The 25,923-nt window shown below is 64.2% G+C and carries 27 protein-coding genes and 3 pseudogenes; 7 read left to right on the forward strand and 23 right to left on the reverse strand.

The features are described from left to right. Nucleotides 1-8: 8 nt before the first annotated feature. Complete coding sequence (locus tag A9976_RS30800; RefSeq protein ID WP_183022123.1) at nucleotides 9-896, forward strand: LysR family transcriptional regulator; 888 nt, start codon at nucleotides 9-11, stop codon at nucleotides 894-896. Between the two features lie 119 nt (nucleotides 897-1,015). Continuing rightward, the gene (locus A9976_RS30805) at nucleotides 1,016-1,792 is read left to right on the forward strand and encodes an SDR family oxidoreductase (protein ID WP_183022124.1); all 777 of its coding nucleotides are present in this window, start codon (nucleotides 1,016-1,018) and stop codon (nucleotides 1,790-1,792) included. Between the two features lie 74 nt (nucleotides 1,793-1,866). Here the strand turns inward: A9976_RS30805 and A9976_RS30810 are convergent, their stop codons facing one another. Then, nucleotides 1,867-2,427 (reverse strand): phage late control D family protein, encoded by a 561-nt coding sequence (locus A9976_RS30810; RefSeq protein ID WP_310889437.1) that lies wholly within the window; start codon nucleotides 2,425-2,427, stop codon nucleotides 1,867-1,869. Between the two features lie 563 nt (nucleotides 2,428-2,990). On the opposite strand from A9976_RS30810, the gene A9976_RS30815 reads away from it, so the two are divergent. After that, on the forward strand, nucleotides 2,991-3,416 hold the full coding sequence (locus A9976_RS30815) for a Fur family transcriptional regulator (RefSeq protein ID WP_012206260.1): 426 nt from the start codon (nucleotides 2,991-2,993) through the stop codon (nucleotides 3,414-3,416). A gap of 111 nt (nucleotides 3,417-3,527) precedes the next feature. Here the strand turns inward: A9976_RS30815 and A9976_RS30820 are convergent, their stop codons facing one another. The 6 genes from A9976_RS30820 to A9976_RS30845 all read right to left on the reverse strand — a co-directional run bounded on the left by A9976_RS30820 (nucleotide 3,528) and on the right by A9976_RS30845 (nucleotide 10,594). Further along, nucleotides 3,528-4,892 carry a DUF3526 domain-containing protein gene (locus A9976_RS30820; RefSeq protein WP_183022125.1) on the reverse strand — a complete coding sequence of 455 codons (1,365 nt, stop codon included), beginning with the start codon at nucleotides 4,890-4,892 and terminating at the stop codon, nucleotides 3,528-3,530. Then, the gene (locus A9976_RS30825; protein WP_183022126.1) at nucleotides 4,889-6,316 is read right to left on the reverse strand and encodes a DUF3526 domain-containing protein; all 1,428 of its coding nucleotides are present in this window, start codon (nucleotides 6,314-6,316) and stop codon (nucleotides 4,889-4,891) included. Before A9976_RS30825 ends, A9976_RS30820 begins: the two co-directional genes overlap by 4 nt. After that, nucleotides 6,313-7,122: an ABC transporter ATP-binding protein gene (locus A9976_RS30830; protein WP_183022127.1), complete on the reverse strand. Its 810-nt coding sequence runs from the start codon at nucleotides 7,120-7,122 to the stop codon at nucleotides 6,313-6,315. The genes A9976_RS30825 and A9976_RS30830 overlap by 4 nt, the downstream gene beginning before the upstream one ends. A gap of 8 nt (nucleotides 7,123-7,130) precedes the next feature. Continuing rightward, a complete protein-coding gene (locus tag A9976_RS30835) occupies nucleotides 7,131-9,338 on the reverse strand; it encodes a TonB-dependent siderophore receptor (RefSeq protein ID WP_183022128.1) in 2,208 nt (735 codons plus the stop codon). 117 nt (nucleotides 9,339-9,455) lie between these two features. Next, a complete protein-coding gene (locus A9976_RS30840) occupies nucleotides 9,456-9,845 on the reverse strand; it encodes a DUF2946 family protein (RefSeq protein WP_183022129.1) in 390 nt (129 codons plus the stop codon). 134 nt (nucleotides 9,846-9,979) lie between these two features. Continuing rightward, on the reverse strand, nucleotides 9,980-10,594 hold the full coding sequence (locus A9976_RS30845) for a TetR/AcrR family transcriptional regulator (RefSeq protein WP_012206266.1): 615 nt from the start codon (nucleotides 10,592-10,594) through the stop codon (nucleotides 9,980-9,982). 134 nt (nucleotides 10,595-10,728) lie between these two features. On the opposite strand from A9976_RS30845, the gene A9976_RS30850 reads away from it, so the two are divergent. Next, nucleotides 10,729-11,121, forward strand: a complete 393-nt coding sequence (locus tag A9976_RS30850; RefSeq protein WP_183022130.1) for a hypothetical protein — start codon at nucleotides 10,729-10,731, stop codon at nucleotides 11,119-11,121. Nucleotides 11,122-11,362: 241 nt separating this feature from the next. After that, complete coding sequence (locus A9976_RS30855) at nucleotides 11,363-11,641, forward strand: H-NS family nucleoid-associated regulatory protein (RefSeq protein ID WP_012206267.1); 279 nt, start codon at nucleotides 11,363-11,365, stop codon at nucleotides 11,639-11,641. An 87-nt stretch (nucleotides 11,642-11,728) separates the two neighbouring features. Here the strand turns inward: A9976_RS30855 and A9976_RS30860 are convergent, their stop codons facing one another. From A9976_RS30860 to A9976_RS30890, 7 genes are all read right to left on the reverse strand, one after another. Beyond that, the gene (locus A9976_RS30860; protein ID WP_183022131.1) at nucleotides 11,729-12,133 is read right to left on the reverse strand and encodes a RidA family protein; all 405 of its coding nucleotides are present in this window, start codon (nucleotides 12,131-12,133) and stop codon (nucleotides 11,729-11,731) included. A gap of 4 nt (nucleotides 12,134-12,137) precedes the next feature. Next, nucleotides 12,138-12,590 carry a thioesterase family protein gene (locus tag A9976_RS30865; RefSeq protein ID WP_183022132.1) on the reverse strand — a complete coding sequence of 151 codons (453 nt, stop codon included), beginning with the start codon at nucleotides 12,588-12,590 and terminating at the stop codon, nucleotides 12,138-12,140. Between the two features lie 9 nt (nucleotides 12,591-12,599). Next, complete coding sequence (locus A9976_RS30870; RefSeq protein WP_183022133.1) at nucleotides 12,600-14,240, reverse strand: AMP-binding protein; 1,641 nt, start codon at nucleotides 14,238-14,240, stop codon at nucleotides 12,600-12,602. Between the two features lie 41 nt (nucleotides 14,241-14,281). After that, nucleotides 14,282-15,451, reverse strand: a complete 1,170-nt coding sequence (locus A9976_RS30875; RefSeq protein ID WP_183022134.1) for an acyl-CoA dehydrogenase family protein — start codon at nucleotides 15,449-15,451, stop codon at nucleotides 14,282-14,284. A 2-nt stretch (nucleotides 15,452-15,453) separates the two neighbouring features. Beyond that, entirely contained in the window at nucleotides 15,454-16,311 is an 858-nt protein-coding gene (locus A9976_RS30880; RefSeq protein ID WP_012206272.1) for an enoyl-CoA hydratase family protein, read from the reverse strand. A gap of 45 nt (nucleotides 16,312-16,356) precedes the next feature. Beyond that, nucleotides 16,357-17,160, reverse strand: coding sequence for an SDR family NAD(P)-dependent oxidoreductase (locus A9976_RS30885; RefSeq protein ID WP_183022135.1), 804 nt, complete (start codon nucleotides 17,158-17,160; stop codon nucleotides 16,357-16,359). Nucleotides 17,161-17,364: 204 nt separating this feature from the next. Then, nucleotides 17,365-19,713, reverse strand: a complete 2,349-nt coding sequence (locus A9976_RS30890; RefSeq protein ID WP_183022136.1) for a bifunctional salicylyl-CoA 5-hydroxylase/oxidoreductase — start codon at nucleotides 19,711-19,713, stop codon at nucleotides 17,365-17,367. Nucleotides 19,714-19,894: 181 nt separating this feature from the next. On the opposite strand from A9976_RS30890, the gene A9976_RS30895 reads away from it, so the two are divergent. Both A9976_RS30895 and A9976_RS30900 read left to right on the forward strand, forming a co-directional pair. Continuing rightward, on the forward strand, nucleotides 19,895-20,113 hold the full coding sequence (locus A9976_RS30895; RefSeq protein ID WP_183022137.1) for a hypothetical protein: 219 nt from the start codon (nucleotides 19,895-19,897) through the stop codon (nucleotides 20,111-20,113). A 26-nt stretch (nucleotides 20,114-20,139) separates the two neighbouring features. Further along, a complete protein-coding gene (locus tag A9976_RS30900) occupies nucleotides 20,140-20,421 on the forward strand; it encodes a hypothetical protein (RefSeq protein WP_259649372.1) in 282 nt (93 codons plus the stop codon). Nucleotides 20,422-20,440: 19 nt separating this feature from the next. On the opposite strand, the gene A9976_RS30905 is transcribed toward A9976_RS30900, so the two are convergent. From A9976_RS30905 to A9976_RS30945, 9 genes and pseudogenes are all read right to left on the reverse strand, one after another. After that, nucleotides 20,441-20,842: a hypothetical protein gene (locus A9976_RS30905; RefSeq protein WP_183022138.1), complete on the reverse strand. Its 402-nt coding sequence runs from the start codon at nucleotides 20,840-20,842 to the stop codon at nucleotides 20,441-20,443. Between the two features lie 2 nt (nucleotides 20,843-20,844). Next, nucleotides 20,845-20,994: pseudogene (locus A9976_RS32020) on the reverse strand (transposase); the annotation flags it as partial. A 104-nt stretch (nucleotides 20,995-21,098) separates the two neighbouring features. Then, nucleotides 21,099-21,452, reverse strand: coding sequence for an Imm58 family immunity protein (locus A9976_RS30915; RefSeq protein ID WP_310889438.1), 354 nt, complete (start codon nucleotides 21,450-21,452; stop codon nucleotides 21,099-21,101). 138 nt (nucleotides 21,453-21,590) lie between these two features. Further along, nucleotides 21,591-21,870, reverse strand: a pseudogene (locus tag A9976_RS30920) (hypothetical protein); the annotation flags it as partial. Nucleotides 21,871-22,680: 810 nt separating this feature from the next. Then, nucleotides 22,681-22,908 carry an integrase core domain-containing protein gene (locus tag A9976_RS31685; RefSeq protein WP_259649373.1) on the reverse strand — a complete coding sequence of 76 codons (228 nt, stop codon included), beginning with the start codon at nucleotides 22,906-22,908 and terminating at the stop codon, nucleotides 22,681-22,683. Nucleotides 22,909-23,582: 674 nt separating this feature from the next. Continuing rightward, nucleotides 23,583-23,666: pseudogene (locus A9976_RS32025) on the reverse strand (hypothetical protein); the annotation flags it as partial. Next, nucleotides 23,663-23,917: a hypothetical protein gene (locus tag A9976_RS30935; protein ID WP_183022142.1), complete on the reverse strand. Its 255-nt coding sequence runs from the start codon at nucleotides 23,915-23,917 to the stop codon at nucleotides 23,663-23,665. The pseudogene A9976_RS32025 and the gene A9976_RS30935, both read right to left, overlap by 4 nt. Before the next feature lie 189 nt (nucleotides 23,918-24,106). Next, nucleotides 24,107-24,217 (reverse strand): RHS domain-containing protein, encoded by a 111-nt coding sequence (locus A9976_RS30940; protein WP_183022143.1) that lies wholly within the window; start codon nucleotides 24,215-24,217, stop codon nucleotides 24,107-24,109. Nucleotides 24,218-24,422: 205 nt separating this feature from the next. Next, nucleotides 24,423-25,778: an IS5 family transposase gene (locus tag A9976_RS30945; RefSeq protein ID WP_183022144.1), complete on the reverse strand. Its 1,356-nt coding sequence runs from the start codon at nucleotides 25,776-25,778 to the stop codon at nucleotides 24,423-24,425. Between the last annotated feature and the right edge of the window lie 145 nt (nucleotides 25,779-25,923).

Genomic DNA, 25,923 nt, shown 5'->3' on the forward strand with positions numbered 1-25,923 from the left:
GGATCGATATGGAAACCCGGCATCTGCGCTACTTTCTCGCGGTGGTGGACCAGGGCAGCGTCAGCCGCGCAGCCGACTGGCTGGGCATTGCACAGCCGGCCCTGAGCCAGACCCTGGCGCGCATGGAGAAAGACCTGGGCGTGCAGCTGTTCCAGCGCTCACGCCAGGGCGCCTTGCCCACGCCGGCCGCCCTGGCCATGCTGGACGATGTGCGCACCAGCGTGGCCCGCATAGATGCCGCCGCCAGCCGCGCGCGCGAGATCGCCAGGGGCAGTGCGGGCCAGTTGACCGTGGGCCTGGTGTCCTCGGCGCTTTTCGGCACCCTGCCCCGCGCCCTGCGCGCGTTGCGGCAGCAGGCGCCCGGCGTGCGGGTCATCCTGCGCGAGATGAGCAATGCCGAGCAGGCCGAGGCCCTGCAGACCGGCGCCATCGACATCGGCCTCATGCACACGCCCGTGGCCGTGGGCGGGCGCATGCGCGAGCGCCAGCTGCTGCGCGAGCGCCTGGTGGCCGCCGTGCCCGATGAATTGCAGATCGGCGAGGACGGCCGGGTCAGCCTGGCCCAGATCGCCGAGGCCGGGCTGGTGATGTACCCGCAGGCGCAATTGCCCGTGCTGCATGCCGGCATCCTCGACGCGCTGCGCAAGGCCGGGCACGAGGCCCATGTGGCGCAGGAAGCCAACCGTACCCTCACCGTGCTGGCCTGCGTGGCCGGCGGCTGCGGCGTGGCCCTGCTGCCCAGCTGGATACGCTCCATGGACTTTCGCGGCGTGCGCTTTTGCGAGGTGCGCGACGGCCAGGCCCTGCCCAGCCTGGACCTCAGCGCCATCTGGCCCGCACGCTCCACGCCCACGCTGGCCGACCTGTTCGCGCACCTGGATCTGGGGGAAGACTGAGCCGCCAGAGCCCGCTGCAACCAGGTGCGGACCGGCACCCGTGCAAGAAGCGGGATGCGCCTGCGCCTGCGCCGCACTACAAACCGCTTTCCCTCATTCACGGAAAGAAAAGGTGCGAGATGCAGCCATCGCCACAGCAACTCCACGGAAAAGTCGCCCTCATCACCGGCGCCAGCTCAGGCATAGGCCGCGAAGCCGCCAGGCTGTTTGCCCGCCACGGCGCCAGGCTGGTACTCACGGCCCGCCGCCAGCCGGAACTGCAGACGCTGGTGGCGGAGATCGAGCACAACGGCGGCCAGGCCATCGCGCTGGCCGGCGACGTGCGGGACGAGCCGCTGGCACAGGCGCTGGTCGAGACCGCCACGGCACGCTTTGGCGGCCTGGACATCGCCTTCAACAATGCAGGCATGACCGGCGATCCCTGCGCCCTGCCCGATCTCTCGCTGCAGGCCTGGCAGGACGCCATCGCCACCAACCTCACCAGTGCCTTTCTGGGTGCCAAGCACCAGATACCGGCCCTGCTGGCACGCGGCGGCGGCTCGCTGATCTTCACGTCCACCTTCGTGGGCCATACGGCGGGCCTGCCCGGCATGGGCGCCTATGCCGCCAGCAAGGCCGGCCTCGTCGGCCTCACCCAGGTCATCGCCGCCGAATACGGCCCCCGCGGCCTGCGCGCCAACGCCCTGCTGCCCGGCGGCACCGACACACCCATGGGCCGCGCCAGCACCCCCACGCCCGAGGCGCGCGCCTTCGTCGAAAACCTGCACGCCCTCAAGCGCCTCGCCACGCCCGCAGAAATCGCGGCGGCGGCGCTGTTTCTGGCGTCGGACGCATCCAGCTTCATCACCGGCACGGCCATGGTGGTCGATGGTGGCGTGTCCATCAACCGGACTTGAACGAGATCCCTGGCCGGCATGCCCAGGCCAGGGGCCTCAACGCCTGGACCGCATCTGTCCCATGCGGCTTACTGTTACGTCCTGGCCATGCCTGCCCGTGCAACTTCAGGGCCGTCGCTGCAATGGCGGCCCGGTTTGATTCCCTGCTCCCGCTGCCGGGCGTGGTTGTTTTGCGGATCGCCTGCGCCGGCCTTTTCAGGAGGATAGAAAGGAATGAATTCATCCCCGGGCAATGCGCCGTGCGAGGCATGCTCGAAGAAGAAGAAGAAGAAGAAGAAGAAGAAGAAGAAGAAGAAGTAGATGCCTTCGTGCTCCATCCATCGCGGGACAAGATCGCAATCGCTTTCGTTGAATTGAACGCAGCAGTCCCAGCTGCGATAGGCGCGCGTGAGTTTCCTTTGCAGCGGATGGCCATAGACGCCCAATACCTGCTCGATGATGTCGGGCACGGTCTGGTTCTGGAGGATGCGAAATTCGCTCTTGCGCGTTTCCAGCCACAGCCAGCGGCTCAGGCGCGTCTTGCAGGCATAGTGGCGGTGGTCCCGTCCCTGCATGCCAAAGCGGGTGACGATGCCGTCGATGAAGCGCCTGCCGCCGCCCTGGATTTCTATTCCTATGGTGGCCGCGCAATTCACGGAAATGCAGCTGCTCGCCCAATGGCATATGGATGTGGCGTATGGCTGATGACCAGGCGTGTCATTGTGTGAACCGCCCTGGGAATCAGTTCCAGGGCGGCCTCCTCTTCCCTTTCAAGGGAACGGAGCATAGACAAATGAAGCGCATTGATGCAATCCATCTGAATTGGAAATACACTATCCATGCAGGCAACTGCACCCCATCTTTGGCCAGCGCCATCTGTTGCATTCCAGACATAAAGCGCCATAAGCCCCCGCATTCCAAGCACTCTTCAAGCAATAGATCAATTACATCCCATTACAGCATTGTTGACGGCTATGGCATTTAACCTTCGCACAAGGACCATCGAATGCTCACGACATATACTCGCGCCAAATTGCAGGAATGGAATACCTGCAGTCCGTCAACTGTGATCTGTTGTCTTTGGAGCAAGGATTCGTTGCCTAGACTGCATCTCCATGCCTGCAGGAGCTACAGGCAGGCACAGTTCCAATTCGGCTGTGAGCGTTCGTGAACACTGACTAATCGCGTCGAGATTGTTATAGCAAATAACGGAATCACCATGACTAGACACACTCAGCCCATCGTGGAGCGCTTGTTCAGGCCCATGGAACGCTCGACCCGTCAGCGCAGTTCGATACGCACGGTCATGGAAGAGGCTGGACGCCCCCTGCTTCCGGCCGAGATCCTGGGCGCAGCGCAGCGCGAGGTGCCAGCCATCGGGCTGGCCACGGTGTACCGCAACATCAAGCAGCTGATGGAAGCGGGCGAAGTGCAGGCCGTGGACCTGCCGGGCGAGGCCACGCGCTACGAACTCAGCGGCCGCGCCCATCACCACCATTTCCGCTGCATGAGCTGCAACCGCGTGTTCAACGTGCCCGGCTGCCCTGGCGACATGCAGCGCATTGCCCCCGAAGGCTTTGTGGTGGAGCGCCATGAGATGACGCTGTACGGCGTCTGCAGCGACTGCCACCAGAACGTGCAATAGCAGGCGGCCGCCAGCCTCGGGCTCAGCCTCTGGCCCACGGATCAAGAAGATGACAGCCATGGTGCAGGCCCTGCCTGAGCCATGGCTGTTTCTTTTTTACCCGCCCTTTGCTCAGCGCCTGCCGGGCCGGACGCGGCCTGCGGCAAAACAGGCGGCCAGCACGGCCAGCGCAGCCACCACCCACAGCATTGCCGTCTGCGCCCAGGCCGGCCGCGCAGGCCGCAGGCTGGCCGTGAAGGCGGGCTGGGCCGCAAAATCCTGCGCACCGAATGCGCGGTCCTCAAACAGATAGGGATAGAGGAAGGCGCGCAGGCGCGCGTGAAAGGCGGCGATGTCGTCCTGATAGGCCAGTTGCGCCAGCAGGTCGGTGCCGGCCTGGCGGTGCAGCGCGGCCTGCACGCCCACGCCGGGCAGCAGCCAGCCCAGGCGCCCGGTCCAGGCCTGGCGTGCCTGCAGGCCGGCGCGGTAGGCGGCGAACTGGGGCGCGACACTTTCATCGCCGAGCTGCTGGAAGGCGTAGTACCACTTCCAGTGAAAGCCTGCGGGCAGCGGCGCGGTGTCGCGCCATTCGGGGTGGTTGCGGAAAAAGCGCTCCATGGTCTGCTCGCGCGGCAGGTCCCAGGCGCCATGCACGGTCTGGCGCTGGGCCAGCATCAGCTCCACGCCCTGGCTCACGGGGATGGTGCGCGACAGAGCGGCATTGGCCAGCGTGGGCAGCACCAGGGTCAGCACGGCCCAGCAGCCCATGAGGGCCATGGCATTGGCGACCGAGCTGCCGCCCAGCGTGGCAACCACCAGGCACAGGCCGCTCCAGAAAACCACATAGGCCGTGGCGGACAGCAGCACCGTGGCAAGGGCGCCGGCCGCCGCACCGCCGGCCAGTGCACCTGCCAGGGCAGGCAGCATCACGCAGGCCAGCACCAGCGAGCAACGCAGTCCCGCGCGGCGCAGCCACAGCCGCCGCCCGGTGCCGGGCATGGCCTGCAGCGTGCCCAGGCGACCCGATTCGCGCTCGCCCGAGACCAGGTCGTAGAGCAGCGCGATCAGGAACAGCGGCACCAGGTAGACCAGCACGAAGGCGAAGTCGAAGCGGCCCGCCAGCGCCAGCTCCGGATTGAAGATTTCGCCTTCATGCAGCTGCGCCTGCAGCGCCAGGGCACGCACGCGCAGCACATAGGGCGCGGCATCACGCAGGCCCAGGGCAAGAAAGGCCGTGGACGATGGTGCATCCCAGGTGGCGTGAAAGCCGTAATAGGCCACCGAGCCTGCGTCGCCGGACTGGGCATGCCGGCCTGCCTGGGCAGCCATGTCCTGTTGCTGCAGTTGCGCAAGGCGGTCCAGGGTCTGGCGTTGTGCGGAGATCTCGCGCAGGCCCGACAGCACGGCCAGCGTGGACAGCAGCAACAGCAAGGCCAGGGCGCACGGTGCCAGGCGCGAGCGCGTCAGAAGACGCCATTCGTGCAGGAGCCAGCTCATCGCGCCACCCTCCCCAGCCGTTGCGCGGCCAGCAGCAAGGCCACTACCAGTGCAGCCAGCCATGCCAGCAGCACGCAGGCGCCAGGCGCCGCACGGCTCAGGGCCGCCAGCGGTGGATCGGGCTCGTGGTGGAAAGCGGACACGCCGCGCCAGTGCTCGTGGCCGATGCGGTTGTCGCGGCTCGATCGGTCGGCCGCATAACTGAGCTTGTCCACCTGCAGACGGTTGAGGGCCTGCACCATGCGGTAGCGATGCTGCTCGGCCTGCTCCAGAAAGCGCCGGTAGCCTTGCAGGTCGGTCCCGGCCACGGCCATGGACAGGCGGCGCAGCGCGATCACGGGGCTGACCAGGGCAAATGCGTCGGCCCGGCGCAGTTGCTCGGCCTGCAGATCGAAGCTGGCCTCGGCATGGCGCCTGAAGAGTTCACTGGTCAACCGCTCGCCCTCCATGCCGACCAGGCCCTTGTAGTTGACGGGCAGATCCTCGACGCGCGAGACACCGTACTGCGCCAGCACCCTGGCGCGGAAAGCGGCGAAATAGGGATCGTCGGGATTGTGGCTGTCGCCCAGTGCCGCCAGTTCGCGCGCGGTGGCGATGTCGGTCTCGAAGCGCGTGGGCAGCGCCAGGGCAGATCCCACCAGCTCAGGCACCAGACGGGGCAGCAGTACCACGGCGACGGCCCAGGCCGCCAGCAGGGCCAGCAAGGCATCGCGCCCGCGCCGCATGAAGGCCGAGACAGCGGCGATGCCCACCGCCCAGAGCATCAGCCACAGCACATGGCCCGCCGCCAGCGTGGCCACCAGGCTGATGGGCACCGGCGTGGCCACGGCCATCCAGGCCAGGGCCAGCAGGGCCGGCAGCAGCACCAGGGCCGCCACGCCCGCCAGCGCCAGCAGCTTGCCGGCCACGAATTGCCGCGTGCCCACGCCCTGGGCCAGCAGCACGCGCAGGGTGCCGGCCTCGCGCTCGCGTGCAATGCAGGCATGGCCCATGAAGACCAGCAGCAGCGGCGCCAGCACCTGCAGCACAAAGGCCGGCGTGAGCTGGCCGAACCGCAGCAGCAGCGAGGACTGGCGCACATCGCCGAAGTTGGCGCTGTTCTGGCGGTGGCCCTCCAGAAACAGCGTGTGGCCGGTGTAGGCGTCGATGCCCGCATCAAAGGCCGCCAGCGGATTCAGCGGACGGAACACGAAGTGGCCGTAATGCACCATGCGGTGCGGATGGCGGTCGGGCTGGGCTTCGAACTCGCTGTCCACCTGGGACTGGTGGCGCTCGCGCTGGGCCTGGGCCGCGCTGCGCTGGTCCCAGGCGGTGAAGGCGGCAGCGGCACTGAGCAGCAGCCACAGCGCCATTCCCAGCACGGCCACGCGGTCGCGCAGCAGCAGGCGCCATTCCTCGCGCGCAATGGTCCAGGCCGCGCTCATGCCGCTGCCCCCCGCCTGTCGGCTTCAATGTCCGTGTCCGTGTGCCTGTCCATGCCCACCCCTGCATAGTGGCGGTGCAGTGCGCGCACATCGAAGCGCCCCTCGCCGCTGGCAGCCACTTCCTCGATCAGGCGCCCGCCTGCGATGAAGCCCATGCGGTCGGCCACATCGGCGGCCCCCAGCAGGTCGTGCGTGACCATGAGAATGGCCACGCCCTGGCCGCGCAACTGCATGAGCAGCCGGCTGAACTCGGCCGTGGCCTGCGGGTCCAGGCCCGAGGAGGGTTCGTCCAGCAGCAGCGCCGGCACCTTGCGCGCCAGCGCCAGCGCAATCGCCACTTTCTGGCGCATGCCCTTGGAAAAGCCGGAGACACGCCGGTCGTGCGCGGCGGCGTCCAGCCCTGCGGCAGACAGCGCCTGGCCGATGGCACCGGCCGTGGCCGGCTGGCCCGCCAGCTCCAGCAGGTAGGCCACGTTCTCGCGCGCACTCAGGTGCTCGTACAGCGCCACGTTCTCGGGGATATAGGCGATCAGGGCACGCGCCTGTGCAGGCGCCGTCACCGGGTCCACGCCCTGCACGCGCACCTGCCCGCTGCGCGGCCGCACAAAGCCCAGCAGCAGACTCAGCGTGGTGGTCTTGCCCGCGCCGTTGGCGCCCAGCAGCGCATAGATCTCGCCCGCATGCACGGCCAGGTTCAGGCCCTGGAGGATGGTGCGCTCGCCGTAGTCCACCACGGCGCCCAGCGCTTGGAGCACGGGCGTGGAGGCAGAAGTGGGGTTGGAAGAAACAGGAAGGGATGGATGCATGGCGGGGCTCAGAACTTTGCTTGAAGGCCTACGGTGACGGTGCGGGCCGTGCCCGGCGTAACCCACAGTCGGCTGTACGAGCTGGTGTAGTAGGTCTTGTCAAAAAGGTTGTCCACGTCCAGCGTCAAGCGCAGCGTGGGGCTGATGCGCCAGTAGGCAACCAGCTTGGCCGTGGTGTAGCCGGGCAGCTCGAAGGCCGCCTTGCCGGCATCGGCCTCGGCCTGCGTGCGGGCCTGGCCCAGGCGCTTGCCCATGTGGGTGACGCCGCCGCCGATGCCGTAGCGCTGGCCGTTGGAGAAGGCGTTTTCATAGACGGCCAGCACGCTGCCGTTGACCTTGGGCACGTTGAGCAGGCGCCCGCCCACCTCCAGCGTGTTGTCGCGGGAGATCTCCACATCGTTGAGCACCAGGCTCGCATTCAGGCGCCAGCGCTGCGTGACCTGGCCGGCAAAGTCGAATTCCAGGCCCCGGCTGCGGATCTCGCCGGCCGAGACCGAGTAGCCGGCGTTGCCCGGGTCGGCCGTCAGCACATTGCGCTTGCGGATGTCGAACAGCGCAGCCGTGGCACCCATGCGCTGGTCGGCGCTTTCCCACTTGGCGCCCAGCTCCATGGAACGACCGGATTCGGGGCTGAAGCCCGCACCAGCCACATCGATGCCCACGTTGGGCCGGAACGAGCGGCCCGCGTTGGCATAGAAGGTCCATTGCGGCAGCGGCAGCCAGCTCAGGCCCAGGCGCGGCGAGGTCGAGGCCGGGTCCTGCTGCGTGGTCGCGCCCGTGCGGCGGTTGTGCAGCGACTGGTCATAGCGGTCCATGCGCAGGCCGGCCACCACGCGCCATTGGGGCGAGAGCTTGATGGCGTCCTGCAGGTAGAACGCCGTGTTGCGCTGCCGCTCGAAGGTGTCGGTATTTGCCGTAGGCACGGGGCGCGCGCCGCCGTAGATGGGGTTGTAGATGTTGATGGCGTAGGGATTGGCCGCCGTCGGGTTGGCGCGCAGCATCAGCGTGTCCATCTCGAAGCGAAAGCTCTCCAGGCCCAGCAGCAGCTCGTGTTCGACGGCGCCCGTTTTCACCGTGCCCTGCAGCTCGGCCTGCACGGCGATGTCGTCGGACTGGTAGTCGCGGAAACGCCGCTGGCGCGTGAGGTCGCCATTGGCCAGCAGCGCGTGGGGTTCGGTGGAAAAGCCGTTGATGGAGGTTTCGCGATAGGACAGGCCCAGGCGGCTGCGCCACTGCGCGCTCCACTCGTGCGAGAGGATGAACTGGTGGGTGCGGTTTTCCACCGTCACATCGCCGTCGCCCGGCTCGCCCAGGAAGCGGCTGCGCGAGATGGCGCCCAGCCGGTCGCCCACGGCCACCACGCCGCGGTCCAGCGGCGTCTTGTGGCGCAGCAGCTCGCCCGCGTACTCCAGCACCGTATCGCGCCCCAGCTTCCAGGTGAAGGCCGGTGCGATCACCTGGCGGCTGGCGCCCACGAAATCGCGGAAGCTGTCGCGGTCCTCCACGGCGATGTTGAGCCGGTAGGCAAAGTTCTCGCCCACCGGTCCCGTGGTGTCCAGCGCGCCACGCCGCAGGCCGTAGCTGCCCGCATAGGCTTCCACGGAATGCGAAGGCGTCCACAGCGGGCGCTTGGAGACCACGTTCAGCGTGCCGCCCGGCTCGCTGCTGCCATAGAGCGCAGCGGCCGTGCCCTTGAGGAACTCGATGCGCTCCACGCCGGCCAGGTCACGCGGCGCATTGAAGCCGCGCCCCGAGGAAAAACCGTTGAACAGGGTGGCCATGCCCACGTTCTGGTCGCCGGGCAGGCCGCGGATGACGATGTTGTCCCACAGCCCGCCAAAGTTGTTCTGGCGCGAGACGCCGCCCACGTAGTCCAGCACGTCGTCAAGCTTGGTGGCGCCCAGGTCGTCCATGGCCTGGCGCGTGATCACGCGCACCGACTGCGGCAGCTCGCGCAGCGGCAGGTCGGTCTTGGCGCCGGCCGCCTCGTCGGTGTGATAGGCGCCCGAGGCCGTGCGGCCCACGACCTCCACGGCAGGCAGCAGCGCCTGCTCCTGCGGGGAAGCGGAGGCGGCGGCGGGGCTGGGGCCAGGGCCGGAGGACGGATCCTGGCCTTGGGCCAGCGCAGGCATGGACAGGAAGGCGGCAGCGCTCAGGGCAAGCGGCAGCGGGCGAAGGCGGGGAAGCGGCTTCGCGGGGAAGAAGAAGGCAGTCATGGTGAAAACGGGCACAGGCGCATGCCGCCGGCATCCAAAGCCGGCGCGCGCAAACACGGACATGCCGCCAGCACCAATGGGCGCTGGCGGCAGAGAAGAAGAAAAGTGCTTGCGGGTTCAGCGCGGCGGGTCGCGCGATGCAAAGGCCCAGCGGTTCTGCGAGGGGATGGCGCCGCCCACGGTGCGCGGCGGCACCCTCTCGGGCGGCGCGGCCACGGCCAGCGGCAGGCCGAAGTGCGGCAGCCAGGCCGCCGCATGCGGTGCATGGCCCATGCACCATGCGCAGACGGCTTCGGCGGCTTCGACGACTTCAGCCTTTTCGCCAGCCTGGCCGCGTTGGCCGGCCTGGCCGGCCAGCGCATCCTCTTCGCAGCCGTTGAGGCCTACAAAAGCCTGGGCAGGCCCGGCCACCGCCTGCCGGATATGCGTTGCGCCGTGCAGGGGCATGCCAATGGCCGTGTTGAAGAACACGGCCAGCAATAGCAGGCGCAAAACAAGCAGACGCATAAGACGGCGATCTTACTATTGACAGTTAAATATCATTAACAACCCGCCGCCATTTTCTGCACAGGGCCAAGACAGCAGCGCGGGAATATGCCACCGGCATGTGACAGGCCGATTGGCGATTTTCAGCCTTGCGCCTATTTATCTGCCGGCCCCACGCCCCGGAAGAACATGTCGCAGATCTGGTCCGCGACCTTCTCCAGCGAGCCCTTGCGGGGGTTGAACCAGGACTGTATGGAGTTGATGCTGCCCAGGATCATGATGCGCGCCAGGTGGATGTCGGCGTCGGCCCGCAGGCGGCCTTCGGCACGCAGGTCTTCCAGCAGGCCGCTCCAGAATTTCTGGTGGCGCTCGCGGCGCTTGATCTGGCGCTCGCGCACCTTGTCGGGCAACTGGCCCAGCAGCCGGCCGTGGGCCAGGGCGAAGTCGCCATGCTTTACCAGCCCCGCCATCTGGCCCAGCACGGCTGCGCGAAAGCGCTGCTCGGCCGTGGCGTCGGCGCCCAGCGCGGCAAGGCGCTCCTGCTGCTGGCTGATGATGCGATTGCCGCCCTGCTCCATGACCTCGTCCACCAGTTCTTCCTTGGAGGCGAAGTGGTAGTAGATGCTGGCGGCCTCGATCCCGGACTGCTCGGCAATGTTGCGCATGGTGGTGGCAGAGTAGCCCTGCTCACCGAAGGTGCGGGCGGCCAGCTTGAGAAGGGTCTCGCGGGTCTCGTTGCCGTCGTGGGCGCTGGTCTGCCTTCTTGCCATGTCTGCCAGGTGGTGGATCGTTGTAGTGCGGCGATCCTAACAGGCTGTTGGTAGCGCGCCAATCAAGCGTTCGGTGCCTGCCGCCCGCCGACTGCCGCATGGCCGGGCCGCGAAATCCGATTCAAGAATCACCCTTGAAACGACTGCAGGCTGCAATGGCTTCGGCAATCGGTAAGCCGATGCGCTTGCCTTGTATCGACAGAAGGTGCCGCCATTCGCCATTAGAACAGGCAATCTTTGCCAATACAAAAAACCTATCCTGCAAATCGATTATTCAAATGGAACCACAGGCATCAATCGATTCATCGAATAACCCGATCAAATCACATGCAATATATTTTATAAATCAATTTCATTATTCGATTGATAAAATACAAATGCTGATTGTTTTCCATAACCAAGGCGGAACTTTCGAGGTCAACGCTGCGCACTCACCTGAAAAAGTCATGACAGCACGTCGCCTCCAGAGGAGGAAGCGCCAACCACAGTGCTCTGCAAATGTAACAACGGCACAACAGCTTTTGTAAAGTGCCGGTTATCAAGATTGCCCTGGATATAATGCAGTTCGCCTTGGAATATGCCAAGGCATGAGAAGAAGCGCCCTACCCTCCATAGAGCGCCAAGATCATCAGTATTTGTACTTACGGTGAGTTCTTCATCCCCACTGCACATGCACCAGAATTGACCATTCTGCAAAGAGTCCTGGGTCCAGGCTCTTGCTGCGCAGTTTTCACACAAATAGCCGCACTTAGAAATTCTTCCATCAAGATGACTACATACCAAGAGCTGATTGCCCAGAAAAAATTGCTCGACCAGCAAATCGACGATGCCCGCAAGCTGGAGTCCAAAGCGGCCCTGGCATCGGTGCAGGAACTGGTCCGTGAGTTCGGCTTCACGGCACAACAGGTCTTCCCCTGGAAGCCCGATGGCAAAAAGAGCGCTCCCGCCAAGTACCAGGACCCCGAGTCCGGCAAGACCTGGACCGGCCGCGGCAAGCCGCCGAACTGGATCCTGGGCAAGGACCGCACCCTGTTCGAAATCAAGTAAGTCCCTGCCGCGCATGTGCCCGCCCGCCCGGCGGCTCACATGCGCGGGCATCGCGCGGTTGGCGCGCAAATGGGGCGCGGATGGACATCAGGCCGGCACCACCGCCGTGACCTCGATCTCCACCTTGGCCCGGTCTTCCACCAGATCCGCCACCTCCACGGCCGTCATGGCCGGGAAATGCCGCCCGATCAGCGCGCGGTAGTGCTTTCCTATGGCGGGATAGGCCGCCACGTATTCCTGCTTGTCGGTCACATACCAGGTCATGCGCACGATGTGCTCGGGCCTGGCGCCGCCTTCGGCCAGGATGGCGACGATATTGGCCAGCGCCTGCCGCACCTGTTCGGCAAAGTCGTCCGTCTCGAATTGCTGCTGGCCGTTCCAGCCGATCTGGCCACCGACGAACACCAGCCGGGAGCCGACCGTCATCTCGGTGAGGATGCCATTGGCATAGCCTCGGGGCGCCAGCCAGTCCGGGGGTTGCAGAGTCTTCATTGCTTCATCCTGTTCTCGTTGAATCCATAAAACCGTCCTGCGGCACCAGATAGGCCTGCAGGCGCTCGCGCAGATCGGCCGGCAGTGGCGTGGCCTTCATGCTGTGCAGATCCATGGTGACGATGGTCATGCGCGCAGACAGCCGGCGTTGGCCATCCAGCCCCTCGAAACGCACATCGAACTGGAACGATGCCCCGCCGATTCGGCGCACCTCCAATACCTGGCGCAGCGTGTCGTGCCAGTGGCTGGGCGCCGTGAAATCGCATTGCACCGACACCGTGGGCGTGCCCACCTGGCGCTGTACATGCAGGGTGTGGAATGGCAGGCCCATTCCCCTGTCGAACCATTCCTCGACCAGGTCGTTGACCATCTCGAAATAGCGCGGGTAAAAGACGATGCCGGCCGGATCGCAATGGCGAAACAGCACCTGCACCTGGCTGACGAAGGCGGAGGCCATGGCGCGCGCTCACTGCATCTTGCGCAGCACGAATCGCTGCAGCTTGCCGGTCTCGGTGCGCGGCAGGGCCGGCACGAAGACAATGGCGCGCGGGTACTTGTAGGGCGCAATGCTGGCCTTGACGAAGGCCTGCAGCGTGGCTGCCATGTCGTCGCCGGCTGCAAAGCCGGGCTTGAGCACCACGAAGGCCTTGACCACCTGGCCACGCTCGTCGTCTGCCGCGCCGATCACGCCGCATTCGGCCACGGCCTCGTGGCGCAGCAGCGCGTCCTCCACCTCGGGACCGGCGATGTTGTAGCCGGCGGAGATGATCATGTCGTCATTGCGCGCCTGGTAGAACAGATAGCCGTCCGCGTCGCGCACAAAGGTGTCGCCGGGCAGGTTCCAGCCGTTTTGCACAAAGCGCTTCTGGCGCTCGTCGGCAAGATACCGGCAGCCCGTGGGGCCCTTGATGGCCAGGCGGCCGGGCGTGCCGTCGGGCACGGGCTGCATGTCGTCGTCCACCACCTGGGCCACGTAGCCGGGCACGACCTTGCCGATGGCGCCCGCGCGCACTTCCTCGGGCGGGCTGGACACGAAGACGTGGATGAGCTCGGTGCCGCCGATGCCGTCGATCATCTCGATGCCCGTGGCCTGCTTCCACAGCTGGCGCGTGGCGTCCGGCAGGGCCTCGCCGGCCGACACGCTTTTCCTGAGCGACGACAGATCGAAGCGCGCTGCCTGCGCCGCCATCTGCCGGTAGAAGGTGGGCGCGGTGAAGACGATGGTGGCGCGGAAATCCTGCACCAGCTGCAGCAGGCCCTCGGGCGTGAGCTTTTCGGCCAGCACGGTGCTGGCGCCCACGCGCAGCGGAAAGCACAGCAGCCCGCCCAGGCCGAATGTGAAGGCCAGCGGCGGCGTGCCGCAGAAGATGTCGTCCGGCCCCGGCCGGATCACATGGCGCGGGAACAGGTCGCACATGGCCAGCACGTCGCGGTGGAAATGCATGCAGCCCTTGGGCGCGCCCGTGGTGCCGCTGGTGAAGGCGATCAGGCAGACATCGTCTGCCGCCGTATCGCAGCAGGCGAAGGTGTCGGGCTTGGCTGCGGCCAGGGCGTCCAGCGCATCGGCTGCGCCGTCGTTGAAATACAGCACGCGCGAAAGGTCCGGGCAATGGTGTTCATGGCCGGGCTGCAGGCACAGCTGCACCTCGTCCTTGAGGCGCACATCGCACAGCACGGCCTGCACCTGGGCCTTGTCGATGATCTGCTGCAGCTCCTTGGCACGCAGCAGCGGCATGGTGGGCACCGTCACCAGCCCGGCCTTGATGGCAGCCAGCCAGGACGCGGCCATCATGGCGTTGTTGGGGCCGCGCAGCAGCAGCCGGTTGCCGGGCACCAGCTGCAAGTCTTCCACCAGCACATGGGCGATGCGGTTGGTCAGTGCCTGCAGTTCGGCATAGGTCATGGCGGCCTGGTCCGCGCCCTGCCTCCAGCGCAGGGCCACGCGGCCGCCCTGGCCGCGCGCCACCATGGCATCGACCAGTTCGGCCGCGCAGTTCAGGCGTGCGGGATAGGCCACGTCCGGCCCGTCGAGCAGGAACTCGGGCCATTGGTCGGGCGGCGGCAGATTGTCCCGGGCGAAAGTATCGATGTGGGCGGAGGCTTGCATGCGATGTTCCCTGGCTTTGCGTTGAATGGGCAGCCTGCCGCTCAGGCCTTGAGCAGCTCGCGCGCGATGATGAGTTTCTGCACCTCGGTCGCGCCCTCGTAGATGCGCAGCGCGCGGATCTCTCGGTACAGCGTCTCCACCGGCATGCCCGAGACCACGCCCGCCCCGCCGAACATCTGCAGCGCGCGGTCGATCACGGCCTGGGCCGATTCGGTGGCCGTCATCTTGGCCATGGCCGCCTCGCGCGTGGTGCGCGTCTTCTTCACATCGCGCATCCAGGCGGCGCGGTAGGTCAGCAGGGCCGATGCGTCGATGGCCGTGTCCATGTCGCCCAGCGCGGCCTGGGTCAGCTGCAGGTCGCCCAGGGTCTGGCCGAACATGCGGCGCGACTTGGCGCGTGCCAGGCCTTCGTCCAGCGCGCGGCGTGCAAAGCCCAGTGCGGCGGCGGCCACCGAGGCACGGAAGATGTCCAGCGTCATCATGGCCAGCTTGAAGCCCTGCCCCGGCTCGCCTAGACGCTGCGACACGGGTATGCGGCAGTTGTCGAAGCGGATGGTGGCCAGCGGGTGCGGCGCGATCAGCTCGATGCGCTCGCCGATCGAAAAGCCTGGCGTGTCCGCATCGACCACGAAGGCGCTGATGCCGCGCGCGCCCGGCGCCTCGCCCGTGCGGGCGAACACGCAGTAGAAGTCGGCGATGCCGCCGTTGGAGATCCAGGTCTTGGCGCCGTCGAGCACATAGTGGTCGCCTTCGAGCCGCGCCTCGCAGGCCATGGCCGCCACGTCGGAGCCCGCATCGGGCTCGGACAGCGCAAAGGCCGCAATGGCCTCGCCGCGCGCCACGCGCGGCAGGTAGCGCTGGCGCAGCGCGTCCGACCCCATGAGCGATATCGCACCGCTGCCCAGGCCCTGCATGGCAAAGGCGAAGTCGGCCAGGCCCTCATGGCGGGCCAGGGTCTCGCGCAGGATGCAGACCGCGCGCGAGTCCACCTCGGGCAAGGCACCGCCCCAGGCACCGCCGGGGCCGGACGGCACGGCATAGCGCAGCCAGCCGGCCTGGCCCAGGGCCTTGACCAGCTTGCGGCAGGCCGCATCGGCATCGTGGTGGTCCACATCGCCCAGGGATTGGGCGCACCAGGCATCGGCCTCATGCGCCAGCGTGCGGTGGGCGTCGTCGAAGAAGGGCCAGTCCAGCCAGGAGGAATCACGCATTTTCAGTTTCCTTCAAAGACAGGCTTTTGCTTGGCCACGAAGGCCTCGTAGGCGCGGTGGAAGTCGCGCGTCTGCATGCAGATGGCCTGGGCCTCGGCTTCGGCCTCGATGGCCTCGTCCACGCCCATGTTCCATTCCTGGTGCAGCAGCTTCTTGGTCACGCCATGGGCAAAGGTGGGGCCTGCGGCCAGCTGGGCGGCCAGCGCGTGGGCGGCTTCGCCGATCTGTTCGGCGCCATGCAGGGCATTGAAGAAGCCCCAGGCAGCGCCCTCCTCGGCCGTCATGGCGCGGCCCGTGTACAGCAGCTCGGAGGCGCGGCCCTGACCGATCATGCGCGGCAGCAGCGTGCAGGCGCCCATGTCGGCACCGGCCAGGCCCACGCGGGTGAAGAGAAACGCCGTGCGCGCCGCGGGCGTGCCCAGGCGCATGTCGGCGGCCAGCGCGACCATGGCGCCCGCGCCCGCGCAGATGCCGTCCACCGCCGCCACGATGGGCTGCGGGCAGGCGCGCATGGCCTTGATCAGATCGCCCGTCATGCGCGTGAAATCCAGCAGCTCGGGCATGCTCATCTTGGTGAGCGGGCCGATGATCTCGTGCACATCGCCGCCCGAGCAGAAATTGCCGCCCGCGCCCGTGACCACCACGGCCTTGATGTCGGTGGCATAGACCAGGGCACGGAACAGGTCGCGCAGCTCGGCATAGGAGCCGAAGGTCAGCGGGTTCTTGCGCTCGGGCCGGTTCAGGGTGATGGTGCCGATCTTGCCGTCGGCCGATACCTGCCACACAAAGGTCCTGGCCTCGTAGCCGGCCAGGGGGCGCTTGTGGTGCTTCATGCTGTGTTCTTCGGGCTGGGTGCTCATGGTGTCTCCATCAAGAATTCAGAAAACGGGGGAAGTGGACCGGGTTCAGCCGGTCATCACCTCGCCGCCATCGACGGCAATGGACTGGCCGTTGACCGAGGCGGACGCCGGCAGGGCCAGCCAGGCCACGGTCTCGGCCACTTCCTCGGGCTGGACCAGGCGGCCCTGCGGGTTGCGTTCGGCCAGCCTGGCGCGGGCCTCATCCGCCGTCATGCCGGTCTTGTCCACGATGTTGGCCACGGCGCCGCGCACGATGTCGGTCTCGGTGTAGCCGGGGCAGACGGCATTCACCGTCACGCCCTTGCCCGCCGTCTCCAGCGCCAGCGAGCGCGTGAGGCCGATCACGCCATGCTTGGCCGCGCAATAGGCGCTGACATAGGCATAGCCGATCAGCCCTGCCGTGCTGGCCACATTGACGATGCGGCCCCAGCGCGCAGCCAGCATGCCCGGCAGCGCGGCCTGCATGCAGTGGAAGGTGCCCGTGAGGTTGACGGCCAGCATCGCCTGCCACAGTGCGGCATCGGTGCGCTCGAACTTCTGGCTGCTGGCCTGGCCCGCGTTGTTGACCAGCACCTGCACGGGACCGAAGGCCGCCTCGGCCTGCGCGAAGGCCTGGCGCACCGAGGCCTCGTCGGCAATATCCGCCTGCACGGACTGCACCATCTGTGCTGCCTGTGCCGTGCCGCCCAGCTCGCGCACGGCAGCCTCCAGCGCCGCACCATCGCGTCCCAGCAGCGTGACCCGCGCGCCGCGCGCCAGCAGCGCCCGCGCACAGGCCAGGCCTATGCCGCGCGCCCCGCCCGTCACCAGGGCATGGCGCCCTTCAAGAAGATTCAAAGATATGGTCATTTCAATCACCCGTGGCGATGCGAGCCACCCGCAACCTATGAAACCGGCGCGCCACACAGCGAGGGACGCCGAGGAAGGGCCTGGGCCGGCCGCGCCGCCCCGCACCGACGGTGTCGCCGGTGGCCCGTATGCCCCCCTCCCGCGAAGCGAGAGAGGGCGCCGTGCACACGGGGGAAGGCGCGAAGCGACTCAGGGGGTGTAGTTTCATTTCGCGTCCAACTGCGCCATGGCGGCGGCGCGCTCGAAGTTGGTTTCCAACTGGCGCTTGCCGGGCTGGTACTGCGGCGGCCAGTCCACATCGTGGGCGCCCAGGCGTGCGGCCTCGCGCAGCGTCCAGGCGGCATCGGCCAGGTGAGGACGCGCCAGCGCGCACAGGTCGGCGCGGCCCGAGGCGATGATGGCGTTGGCATGGTCGGCCTCGAAGATGGCGCCCACGGCAATCGTCGGTATGCCGGCCTCGTTGCGGACACGATCGGCAAAGGGCGTCTGGTACATGCGGCCATACACCGGCTTCTGGTCGGGGCTGACCTGGCCCGAGGAGCAGTCGATCATGTCGGCGCCCGCCGCCTTGAAGCGGCGTGCGATCTCCACCGCATCGTCGGGCGTGATGCCGCCCTCCACCCAGTCATGGGCCGAGATGCGCACCGACATGGGCCGGTCCTGCGGCCAGGCTGCACGCACCGCCTCGAACACCTCCAGCGGAAAGCGCAGGCGGTTGTCCAGGCTGCCGCCGTATTCGTCGTCGCGCTGGTTGGTCAGCGGCGAGATGAAGCTGGACAGCAGGTAGCCGTGCGCGCAGTGCAGCTCCAGCCAGTCAAAGTCCGCTGCCGCAGCGCGCCGCGTGGCGGCCACGAAGTCCTCGCGCACGCGATGCATGTCGGCGCGGGTCATGGCGGCGGGCACTTGCGAGAGTCCCTCGATATAGGGCAGGGCCGATGCCGACAGCAGCGGCCAGTTGCCCTGCTCCAGCGGATGGTCGATCTGCTGCCAGCCCAGCTGGGTCGATCCCTTGCGCCCCGCGTGCCCCAGCTGCACGCCCATGCGCGCACCGCCCTGCGCGTGCACGAAATCGACAATGCGCGCAAAGGCCTGCGCCTGCTCGTCGTTCCACAGCCCGGGGCAGCCGGGCGTGATGCGCGCGTCGGGCGAGGTGCAGGTCATCTCCACCATCACCAGGCCGGCGCCGCCCATGGCGCGCGCGCCCAGGTGCACCAGGTGGAAGTCGCCAGGCACGCCGTCGGTGCAGGAATACATGGCCATGGGCGAGACCACGATGCGGTTCTTCAGTCGCAGGCCGCGCGCCTGGTAGGGCGTGAGCATGGGCATGGGCGGACGGCGGCCTTCGGGCACGGTCTCGCCCGCATGCTCGGCAATCCAGCGCTCGAAGCCCTCCAGCCAGGCGGCATCGCGCAGGCGCAGGTTCTCGTGCGAGATGCGCTGCGAGCGCGTCAGCAGCGAATAGGCGAACTGCTCCGGCTCCAGGCCCGCATAGCGCTGCACGTTCTCGAACCATTCCGTGGAATTGCGCGCCGCGTTCTGGATCTTGAGCACCTCCACGCTGCGCACCTCCTCGTAGTGGCGCAGGCCGGTCTCGATGCCCCCCGCAGACCGCAGGCTGCGCGCCAGCTCGATCGCATCCTCCAGCGCCAGCTTGGTGCCCGAGCCAATCGAGAAATGCGCCGTGTGCGCCGCATCGCCCATCAGCACCACGGGCACGCTGCGCGGGCCGCGCGGCGTGTCCAGCGCGTTCCAGTGCACCCAGGTATTGCAGATCACGCGCGGAAAGCGGATCCAGATGGCCGAGCCGCGCAGGTGCGTGGCATTGCTGACCAGGGCATGGCCGTCCAGCCAGGGGGCGAACAGCTTCTCGCAATAGGCAATGCCCTCCTCCTGGCTCATCTGCTCTATGCCGGCGGCCTGCCAGGTCTCCTCGGGCGTCTCCACGATGAAGGTGGACATGCCGTCTTCGTAGCGGTAGGCATGGGCCTGGAACCAGCCATGCTCGGTCTGCACGAAGGCGAAGGTGAAGGCATCGAACACCTTGGTCGTGCCCAGCCACACGAAGCGGCAGCGGCGCTGGTCGATATCGGGCCGAAAGGTATCGGCATAGCGCGTGCGCACCTGGCTGTTGATGCCGTCCGAGGCGATGACCAGGTCGGCGTCGTACTCGCGCGCAATCGCCTGGTCGTCCTGCACGAAGTTCTCGAACACCAGCTTCACGCCCACCTCCTCGCAGCGCGCCTGCAGGATGTTGAGCAGCTTCTTGCGGCCTATGCCGATGAAGCCATGGCCGCTGCTGCGCAGGCTGCGGCCCTTGAAGTGGATGTCGATATCGTCCCAGTGGTTGAAGGCGTCACCGATGGTGCGGGCCGACACGGGATCAGCCTCGCGCAGGTTGTCCATGGTGGCATCCGAGAACACCACGCCCCAGCCAAAGGTGTCATAGGGCCGGTTGCGCTCCACCACCGTGACCTCGTTGGCGGAGTCCTGCAGCTTCATCAGCAGGCCAAAGTACAGGCCGGCGGGACCTCCACCGATACAGACGATCTTCATACCGCAAACCCTTTTCTCGACGGGCGGCAGGCGCCCCAGGTTCAGCAACAATGCCCAATCACTTTAGGCCTGAATAGTTTAGGTTTGAAATATATGGACAAACCGCCACCGCGGACATGGGGAGAACACGGATATGCCACTGGCTTCCCGTTACGATGCCCGCTCAACAGGAGACGCCCGCTTGGAAAAATACCGCTTCAATGTCTTTGGCCGCATCATCGCCATCGAACGGGCAGACTCCCACTGGCGCTGCTTCAACGTGGGCGCGGACGGCAAGCGTGCCCCGGCCCTGCTGGCCATCCCTGCCGACGTGACGCACGCCGAACTGGCCCAGTACCTGTACGACATCTATCACGAGAGCGCGGCCGCATCCGACCAGGACATCTTCGAGATCACCTGACACCCGGCTACGGCAAGGGCGAGCCCATGGAGCAGGACTACCTGGACAGCCTGGGCGGCGGCATCTGGTACGGCAACTGGACCAGCCACCCGCCCATTCCCCCGGCCTTCCAGCTGGACGAAGCGGAAAACGCCGGCATGGGCGATGCACTGGAAGACGACGGCATCCGCATCATCCGCGACGGCAAGCCCTTCTTCCACGTGGCCAACGCGGCCGGCTACAACTGGTGCGCCACGGGCGCGGACAGCATCGTGCTGGTCTACGAGCCGGAAAGCCGCACGGTGCTGTTCACCTTCGACTGGACCTGAGCCGCCGGCATGGGGCCGCTCACACGCGGCCCGGCTCGAGCGTGACGATCAGATGCGCCAGCAGCGGGCGGATGCGATCGTCCTGGTAATAGCCGCCGTACTCCGTGTAGCGCAGAAAGGCGGCATTGCAGTGGTGGCAGCGCCAGAGCGTGCAGCGGTTATACGGGTGCCAGCCCAGGGCGATGGGGGCATCCGGCGACCACTGGTTCGTGCCCTGCGGGTGATATTCATCGAGCAGTTCCCGTGTCTCCGGCGTGCCCAGCACACCAACCTGCTGCAGATGCGAAGTCTTGTCCGCTCCCGACAAGGACTCCCAGCCCGGCCTCCACAGCACCGCGCAGTCTGCGCATCGCTGCTGCTCGGCCGCCGCCGCAGCGAAGGCCCTCAATTCGGGTTCGGAAAGGGGGGTTGAAGTTGTCATGAGGCTTGCATGCCGCCGTACTTGGCGCGCCACTTATAGAACGCGCGTTCGCTGAACCCGCATTGGCGGCAGACCTTCTCGACTGACAGGCCGGGCTCGGCCTGCTTCAAGAGCCCAATGATTCTTTGTCTAGTAAATCGACCCTTCCTCATGTCCGTCATTCTCCAAGATGGCGGACCTCACTTCCATTCAACCGGTACGGCTATGAGGGGAAAAGTCAGTGCAACCCTCTTCAATAGAAATTCTTCTTGTTATTTTAATATTCAATCTTTTCCAGCTTCCCCGAAGAAAATATAAACCTAACGTCACCATACCATATCAAATCATCTTCCATTTTTATTTGAGGAATAATTCCTTTTTTGTTGATGGTTGCGTTTTTCATCTTATCTTGAACCACTTCCACATCCATGCCAACCCATTCTCTTTCGATGAGTACAACCAAATTATCAATATCTACACGTGCTGATTCATATCCTTGATTTGAATAAGACAATGTTATTGATTTATCGACATTGGAATACGACAAAAAAACAATCACTGATATCATGGAAATTATTAAGATGAATGTTTTATTTATCTTCATTTGATTATGAACCTGCTTGGGCGACATCTGTCATAAAATAAGAGGCAGTGATTTTAACCGAATGGATTACGGTTGTATTTTTCTCGATCATTATTTTCTCAAATTTCCTTTGCGTAGTTAGCAACCTTTTTTGGCCCCCTGAACTACAGACCAATTTTGCTGGTGTTCCTTTCCCTGATCTTCCTGCATGCCGTTGAGCAGGCGTGTGGTGCTCTCAGCCTGTTCGCCCAATACGGCCTGGGCACTGGGCGGCAGTCCGTGGTTCACGGCTGTAGCGCAGGTGGCGGGTGGCCTCTTGCTGCTTGAGCCTGCGGCCCAGGGCGTCGTAGGTGTAGCGGCTGTGGTGGCGCAACTGCCCTGCGTTGCCCTGGATCTGGCTGCTGCGCACGGCGATGAGTCGGTGGGCTCCGTCGTAGTGCAGTTGCTGCTGGCTGTGGTCTGCCTCGGACGTGGTGCCATCGCTGTAGTGGTAGTGCGGGCAGCGCCCGAGGCGGTCTATCTGGGTCATGAGGCGCCAGGGACCATTGGCAGGTCCACAGTGCGGAGGGCCAAAGCCCCAGAGGATGTTGCCACCGCCGCTCCTTAGTTACTCATAAGCACTCTTTAAATAAAGAGCAAGAACTCAAAAAATAGGAAACATAGAAAATTGGAACTGCCAACGAAATATACATGACCCTATATTCTTTTTTCTTTGGCACAAAAATGAATATCAAGAAAAAACACAATATGGAAAATATTATATTGATACCTTCTAGATTGTCAGAAAGAAAATCGACGTCGCAATTATAGGAAATATAATATGAAGCAGAGAAGAATAGCCAAATTATTGCGCCATATAAAAAAATCAACAGTACACTTTTCTTCATTGTGAACCTATCTAAACGATTTCTATGGGTGCAATGTAATTTTCGATGGGCATCGGGCTCCCATATCCCGGCGCTTGCCACTCCCCATTCGTTTGTAACGTTGGAAGAGTCGCTCCCGCATCTTTAGTCACTCCTGCAACATATGAATTGCCATTGCATTCTCCATTATACATCTGACCATCTTGCACCCTAGAAATCAATGAGGCATTAGGTTTTGAGAAAAAAACAATTGCAATATGACTACGATGATTTTTTTCAGTTTCTTTTAAAAATCACAAACTTTTTTTGGTTTGTCGCGTGGCGCATTGGGACTGCCAGCCCCAGCAAGGCTGGGGTATCGGCAGCTATGGTCCAGGGTGTGGTGCAGGCATATTTTGCTACCAAGATGTTCAATCCCACAGTGAGATGGTGCGGATGAGCCTAAAGCGGCCTGGATCTTTTTCCCATGCCTCGCAAATCACCCGGAATGGCGTCTTCCACCCGAGCGCCTTCAAGTGCTTGCCGAAGTTGTAGCCTTGAACGAATGCCTGGACATGCTCCCGTAGCTGCGACAGCCCCTCGTACTCGTAGGCCTTGATCGGGGATTCCTTGATGGTCCGGTTCATGCGCTCGACCATGCCGTTCGTCCAGGGGCGGTACGGCTTGGTATGCCTTTTTTAGACATGCGTGAATTTTGTGACGCGGTCTATGGCGACGAACATGTGCTGTTTGCCGCGTGCCTTCGTGGCAGCTGCGTTGCGGACTGTCGGCTGATTCCGCGACGCTGCAGGCATCGATGCAAGGCGCTGCGGCTGAGCTTGGGTGCTGTCTCCAGGAGTTGCCCCATGAGATCGTCCAGCGACAGATGCCCTTGCTTGCGTAACGCAATCGCCAGGTGTTCTTGCTCTTGGGAAAGATGCTGGCTTGCGCTGTCCCGAGGACCCATGGGCTCATCGAGAACCGAGGTGCGCGCGCGCCACTGGGCCACGGCCTTGGGGTTGATGCCGTAGAGCTGGGCCAAGGACCGATGGGAGCCGGTCAAAGGCTTCTTCCATAGGCCAGCGGCACAAGGCAGTCAGACTCATAAAGCTATAGCCTGCGGATTGTCGTGTCTTTTGTCTGCTGGGAGTGCTCGGCCTGTATACGATTATCGCCACAAACGAATTTAATGACTGTAATTGGTATAGCTTACCTTCAAAAAATAAAATTATTCTGCTGCGCGCCAACCGTTTTAGGGCGCATCGGCGCACCACTTGATAAAGCCATTGAAATCTTCCCATGATTTCTCTTGAAACCCATCATGCGAAAACTCTACAACGGATCCATCCATATTAAGGCAAATCGGATCTCCAGCATGAGTCTCCGATATCACCAAAAACCGCCCTTTCTCAATCATTCCATCGTCTTCATATTTATTTGTAACCTTATTAACTGTATTAAATGCGCATCCATCAATTCAACAGAACTTCCCCCATACAAAGGATAAGCACCTATTACCGCACCTCCAGAAAACTTCAAAAATTCTTGATACTGCGATGATACCAACCCATGATAAACATCAACCAATTTCTGAATTTCACTTTGACTCATGCCTTCTGAAAACATAAAAGGATAACTATTTTTCAGATCAACAATATTAGATTTCATAATTTACATCCATTTCTTCCATCTAGCTCTTCTTGAGCTTTAGCACGCCAATAATCTTCTCTCCATTTATTGAAATCTGTGCAAGCCGAATACCCTATTCCTTGACCGTTCTGATTACCATTCGGATGCTGATGGGGATTGCCGATATTATGATTTTTCCGGCATCTCAATCATTGGACCACTCGGATTTTAATGGTCGATGCTGGCCGTGGCGCCCCAGGCCTTGTAGCTGGTGGCCCAGACGATATCGCCATCTGCGTTGGTCAGTTCCCGGGGTGTGCCCAGGTGGTCCGTATGCACATGCAAAGCCTGGCTTTGCAGCGCCTTGGGGGGGGTTATTCCTGCGGCACGAAGCTATCGGGCTCGTAAAGATAGAGCTGGAGGCTTGTCGTGTACTTACCGTCTTTGTGCTGCAGGGAGTTTTCGGCCAGCAGGCTGGTTGCCGTCCCACAGGAGGTGGGTGACGGGGGAGGCAGTACCTAGTCCGCCCTGAACAATTCCGTTCTTAGCCACAGACCGATCGGCGATTGGCTGGAGCGGCGATCAACGCGGCGATGACCGCCTGCATGCACAGCCCAAAGCGGGCGCAATAAAGCCGCAGCGCGGCCAAGATCAGACGCAGGTTGTGCCCGGCGCCGCACATCACCGCGTGCAGCGCATCGCCCAGCGCGCCCTTGAGCGGATTGCGGCCCAACCGCCCGTCCATCTTCATGTGTCCTATGGCCGGCTCGATGGCGCTGCGCCGCCGGATCATGGCTTTCAGCGTCCTGGTGACGCCGCGTCGTTGTCCCGAGCGCAGGATGCGCACGCCTTCGATCTCCACGCCCCGATAGCCCTTGTCCACGATGGCCGTGGCGGGCAGCTTGTCCGTGCCGGTGAGGATGCCCACTTGCTCCAGCGTCTCGGCCAGTGTGAGGCCGTCGTAGGGGTTGCCGGGCATGGAGCGCATGCCCACCACCAGGCCTTCCTTCAACGTGGTGGCGATGCTGACCTTCACGCCGAACTCGTACGGTGTCCTGGCCTTGCCTTTGCTGATGCATTCCACCTCGGGCGCGTGCAGGGCGTACAGCTTGTTCTTGTCCTTGGTGCGTTGGGTCAGGATGCGACCGGTGCGCTGCAGCAGGTTCTGCACCTTGGCCTTGGCCCCTTCGGGCAACACGTGTAGTTGGCGGGCTACCTCGCGGTGCACGCGGCCGACCCGAGTGCGCAGCGTGCGCACGGCCTTGCGCATGCGCTTGAACTGCTTGGCGTGCGCGTAGCGCCCGATCTGTGCGGCCAGCCGTGGTGCCACCCTGTTGTAGTTCTGGCGCAGCCGCAGTCCGTTCTCCTCGGCCGCCTTGACCAGATGCTGGCGGCTCTTATCCAGCAACCGGCTGTCGGTGGGATGAGCGATGGCTTTGGGCATGACGGTCGTGTCCACGATCACCTGCTGCGTGCTGGACTTCTGCACGACGCCACCACGCCGGGCGGCATCGATGCTGACCGCCAGCAGCGTCTCCAAGCCTTCTTCCCCAACGCGCTTTCTCCAACGCGTCAGGCTGGACGGGTCAATGGGCAGTTCGGTCTGCAGATAGGTCTCGCCACAGAAGAACTGCCAGTACGGGTTCTCCACCCAGGTGTTGACCACGGCTTCATCGGAGGTATCGAAGGTGTGCTGCAGATACAGCAGCCCGGCCACCAGGCGCGCCGGCAAGGCTGGTCGGCCGCGGCCCGAAGTGAACGACACCGCGAACGTGCGCTCGATCTCGGACCAGTCGATCAACGCGGTCAGTCGGACCAGCGGGTGCTTCATGTTGATCTGCTCGTCCAGTCGTGGGCGGAACAGTTCGACCGTGTGTGGCTGCGAAGGCTTCGGGCCCATCGGACTCCTCGGAGGAATTTGCAAGAAAACAGGTACTGGCAAAACCATACCTTGCAAATCCCGCGCCCATCAACCCGACGAACCGCGAATCAGATCAACGGCTTCCGAGTTGTTCAGGGCGGACTACCTATGATGGGGACGGACT

The sequence above is a fragment of the Delftia sp. UME58 genome, from assembly GCF_014170385.1.
In the GTDB taxonomy this organism is placed as follows: Bacteria; Pseudomonadota; Gammaproteobacteria; order Burkholderiales; family Burkholderiaceae_C; genus Comamonas; species Comamonas acidovorans.

Bases quoted from the DNA above. Each gene is read 5' to 3' on its own strand.
- A9976_RS30935 (WP_183022142.1), bottom strand. From the start codon at position 23,917: ATGAAATCTAATATTGTTGATCTGAAAAATAGTTATCCTTTTATGTTT.
- A9976_RS30945 (WP_183022144.1), bottom strand. From the start codon at position 25,778: ATGGGCCCGAAGCCTTCGCAGCCACACACGGTCGAACTGTTCCGCCCA.
- A9976_RS30800 (WP_183022123.1), top strand. From the start codon at position 9: ATGGAAACCCGGCATCTGCGCTACTTTCTCGCGGTGGTGGACCAGGGC.
- A9976_RS30890 (WP_183022136.1), bottom strand. From the start codon at position 19,713: ATGAAGATCGTCTGTATCGGTGGAGGTCCCGCCGGCCTGTACTTTGGC.
- A9976_RS30820 (WP_183022125.1), bottom strand. From the start codon at position 4,892: ATGAGCTGGCTCCTGCACGAATGGCGTCTTCTGACGCGCTCGCGCCTG.
- A9976_RS30860 (WP_183022131.1), bottom strand. From the start codon at position 12,133: ATGAAGACTCTGCAACCCCCGGACTGGCTGGCGCCCCGAGGCTATGCC.
- A9976_RS30865 (WP_183022132.1), bottom strand. From the start codon at position 12,590: ATGGCCTCCGCCTTCGTCAGCCAGGTGCAGGTGCTGTTTCGCCATTGC.
- A9976_RS30880 (WP_012206272.1), bottom strand. From the start codon at position 16,311: ATGAGCACCCAGCCCGAAGAACACAGCATGAAGCACCACAAGCGCCCC.
- A9976_RS30875 (WP_183022134.1), bottom strand. From the start codon at position 15,451: ATGCGTGATTCCTCCTGGCTGGACTGGCCCTTCTTCGACGACGCCCAC.
- A9976_RS30855 (WP_012206267.1), top strand. From the start codon at position 11,363: ATGACTACATACCAAGAGCTGATTGCCCAGAAAAAATTGCTCGACCAG.
- A9976_RS30840 (WP_183022129.1), bottom strand. From the start codon at position 9,845: ATGCGTCTGCTTGTTTTGCGCCTGCTATTGCTGGCCGTGTTCTTCAAC.
- A9976_RS30815 (WP_012206260.1), top strand. From the start codon at position 2,991: ATGACTAGACACACTCAGCCCATCGTGGAGCGCTTGTTCAGGCCCATG.
- A9976_RS30825 (WP_183022126.1), bottom strand. From the start codon at position 6,316: ATGAGCGCGGCCTGGACCATTGCGCGCGAGGAATGGCGCCTGCTGCTG.
- A9976_RS30805 (WP_183022124.1), top strand. From the start codon at position 1,016: ATGCAGCCATCGCCACAGCAACTCCACGGAAAAGTCGCCCTCATCACC.
- A9976_RS30915 (WP_310889438.1), bottom strand. From the start codon at position 21,452: ATGTCGCCCAAGCAGGTTCATAATCAAATGAAGATAAATAAAACATTC.
- A9976_RS30870 (WP_183022133.1), bottom strand. From the start codon at position 14,240: ATGCAAGCCTCCGCCCACATCGATACTTTCGCCCGGGACAATCTGCCG.
- A9976_RS30835 (WP_183022128.1), bottom strand. From the start codon at position 9,338: ATGACTGCCTTCTTCTTCCCCGCGAAGCCGCTTCCCCGCCTTCGCCCG.
- A9976_RS30845 (WP_012206266.1), bottom strand. From the start codon at position 10,594: ATGGCAAGAAGGCAGACCAGCGCCCACGACGGCAACGAGACCCGCGAG.
- A9976_RS30905 (WP_183022138.1), bottom strand. From the start codon at position 20,842: ATGACAACTTCAACCCCCCTTTCCGAACCCGAATTGAGGGCCTTCGCT.
- A9976_RS31685 (WP_259649373.1), bottom strand. From the start codon at position 22,908: ATGGTCGAGCGCATGAACCGGACCATCAAGGAATCCCCGATCAAGGCC.
- A9976_RS30830 (WP_183022127.1), bottom strand. From the start codon at position 7,122: ATGCATCCATCCCTTCCTGTTTCTTCCAACCCCACTTCTGCCTCCACG.
- A9976_RS30885 (WP_183022135.1), bottom strand. From the start codon at position 17,160: ATGACCATATCTTTGAATCTTCTTGAAGGGCGCCATGCCCTGGTGACG.
- A9976_RS30900 (WP_259649372.1), top strand. From the start codon at position 20,140: ATGGAGCAGGACTACCTGGACAGCCTGGGCGGCGGCATCTGGTACGGC.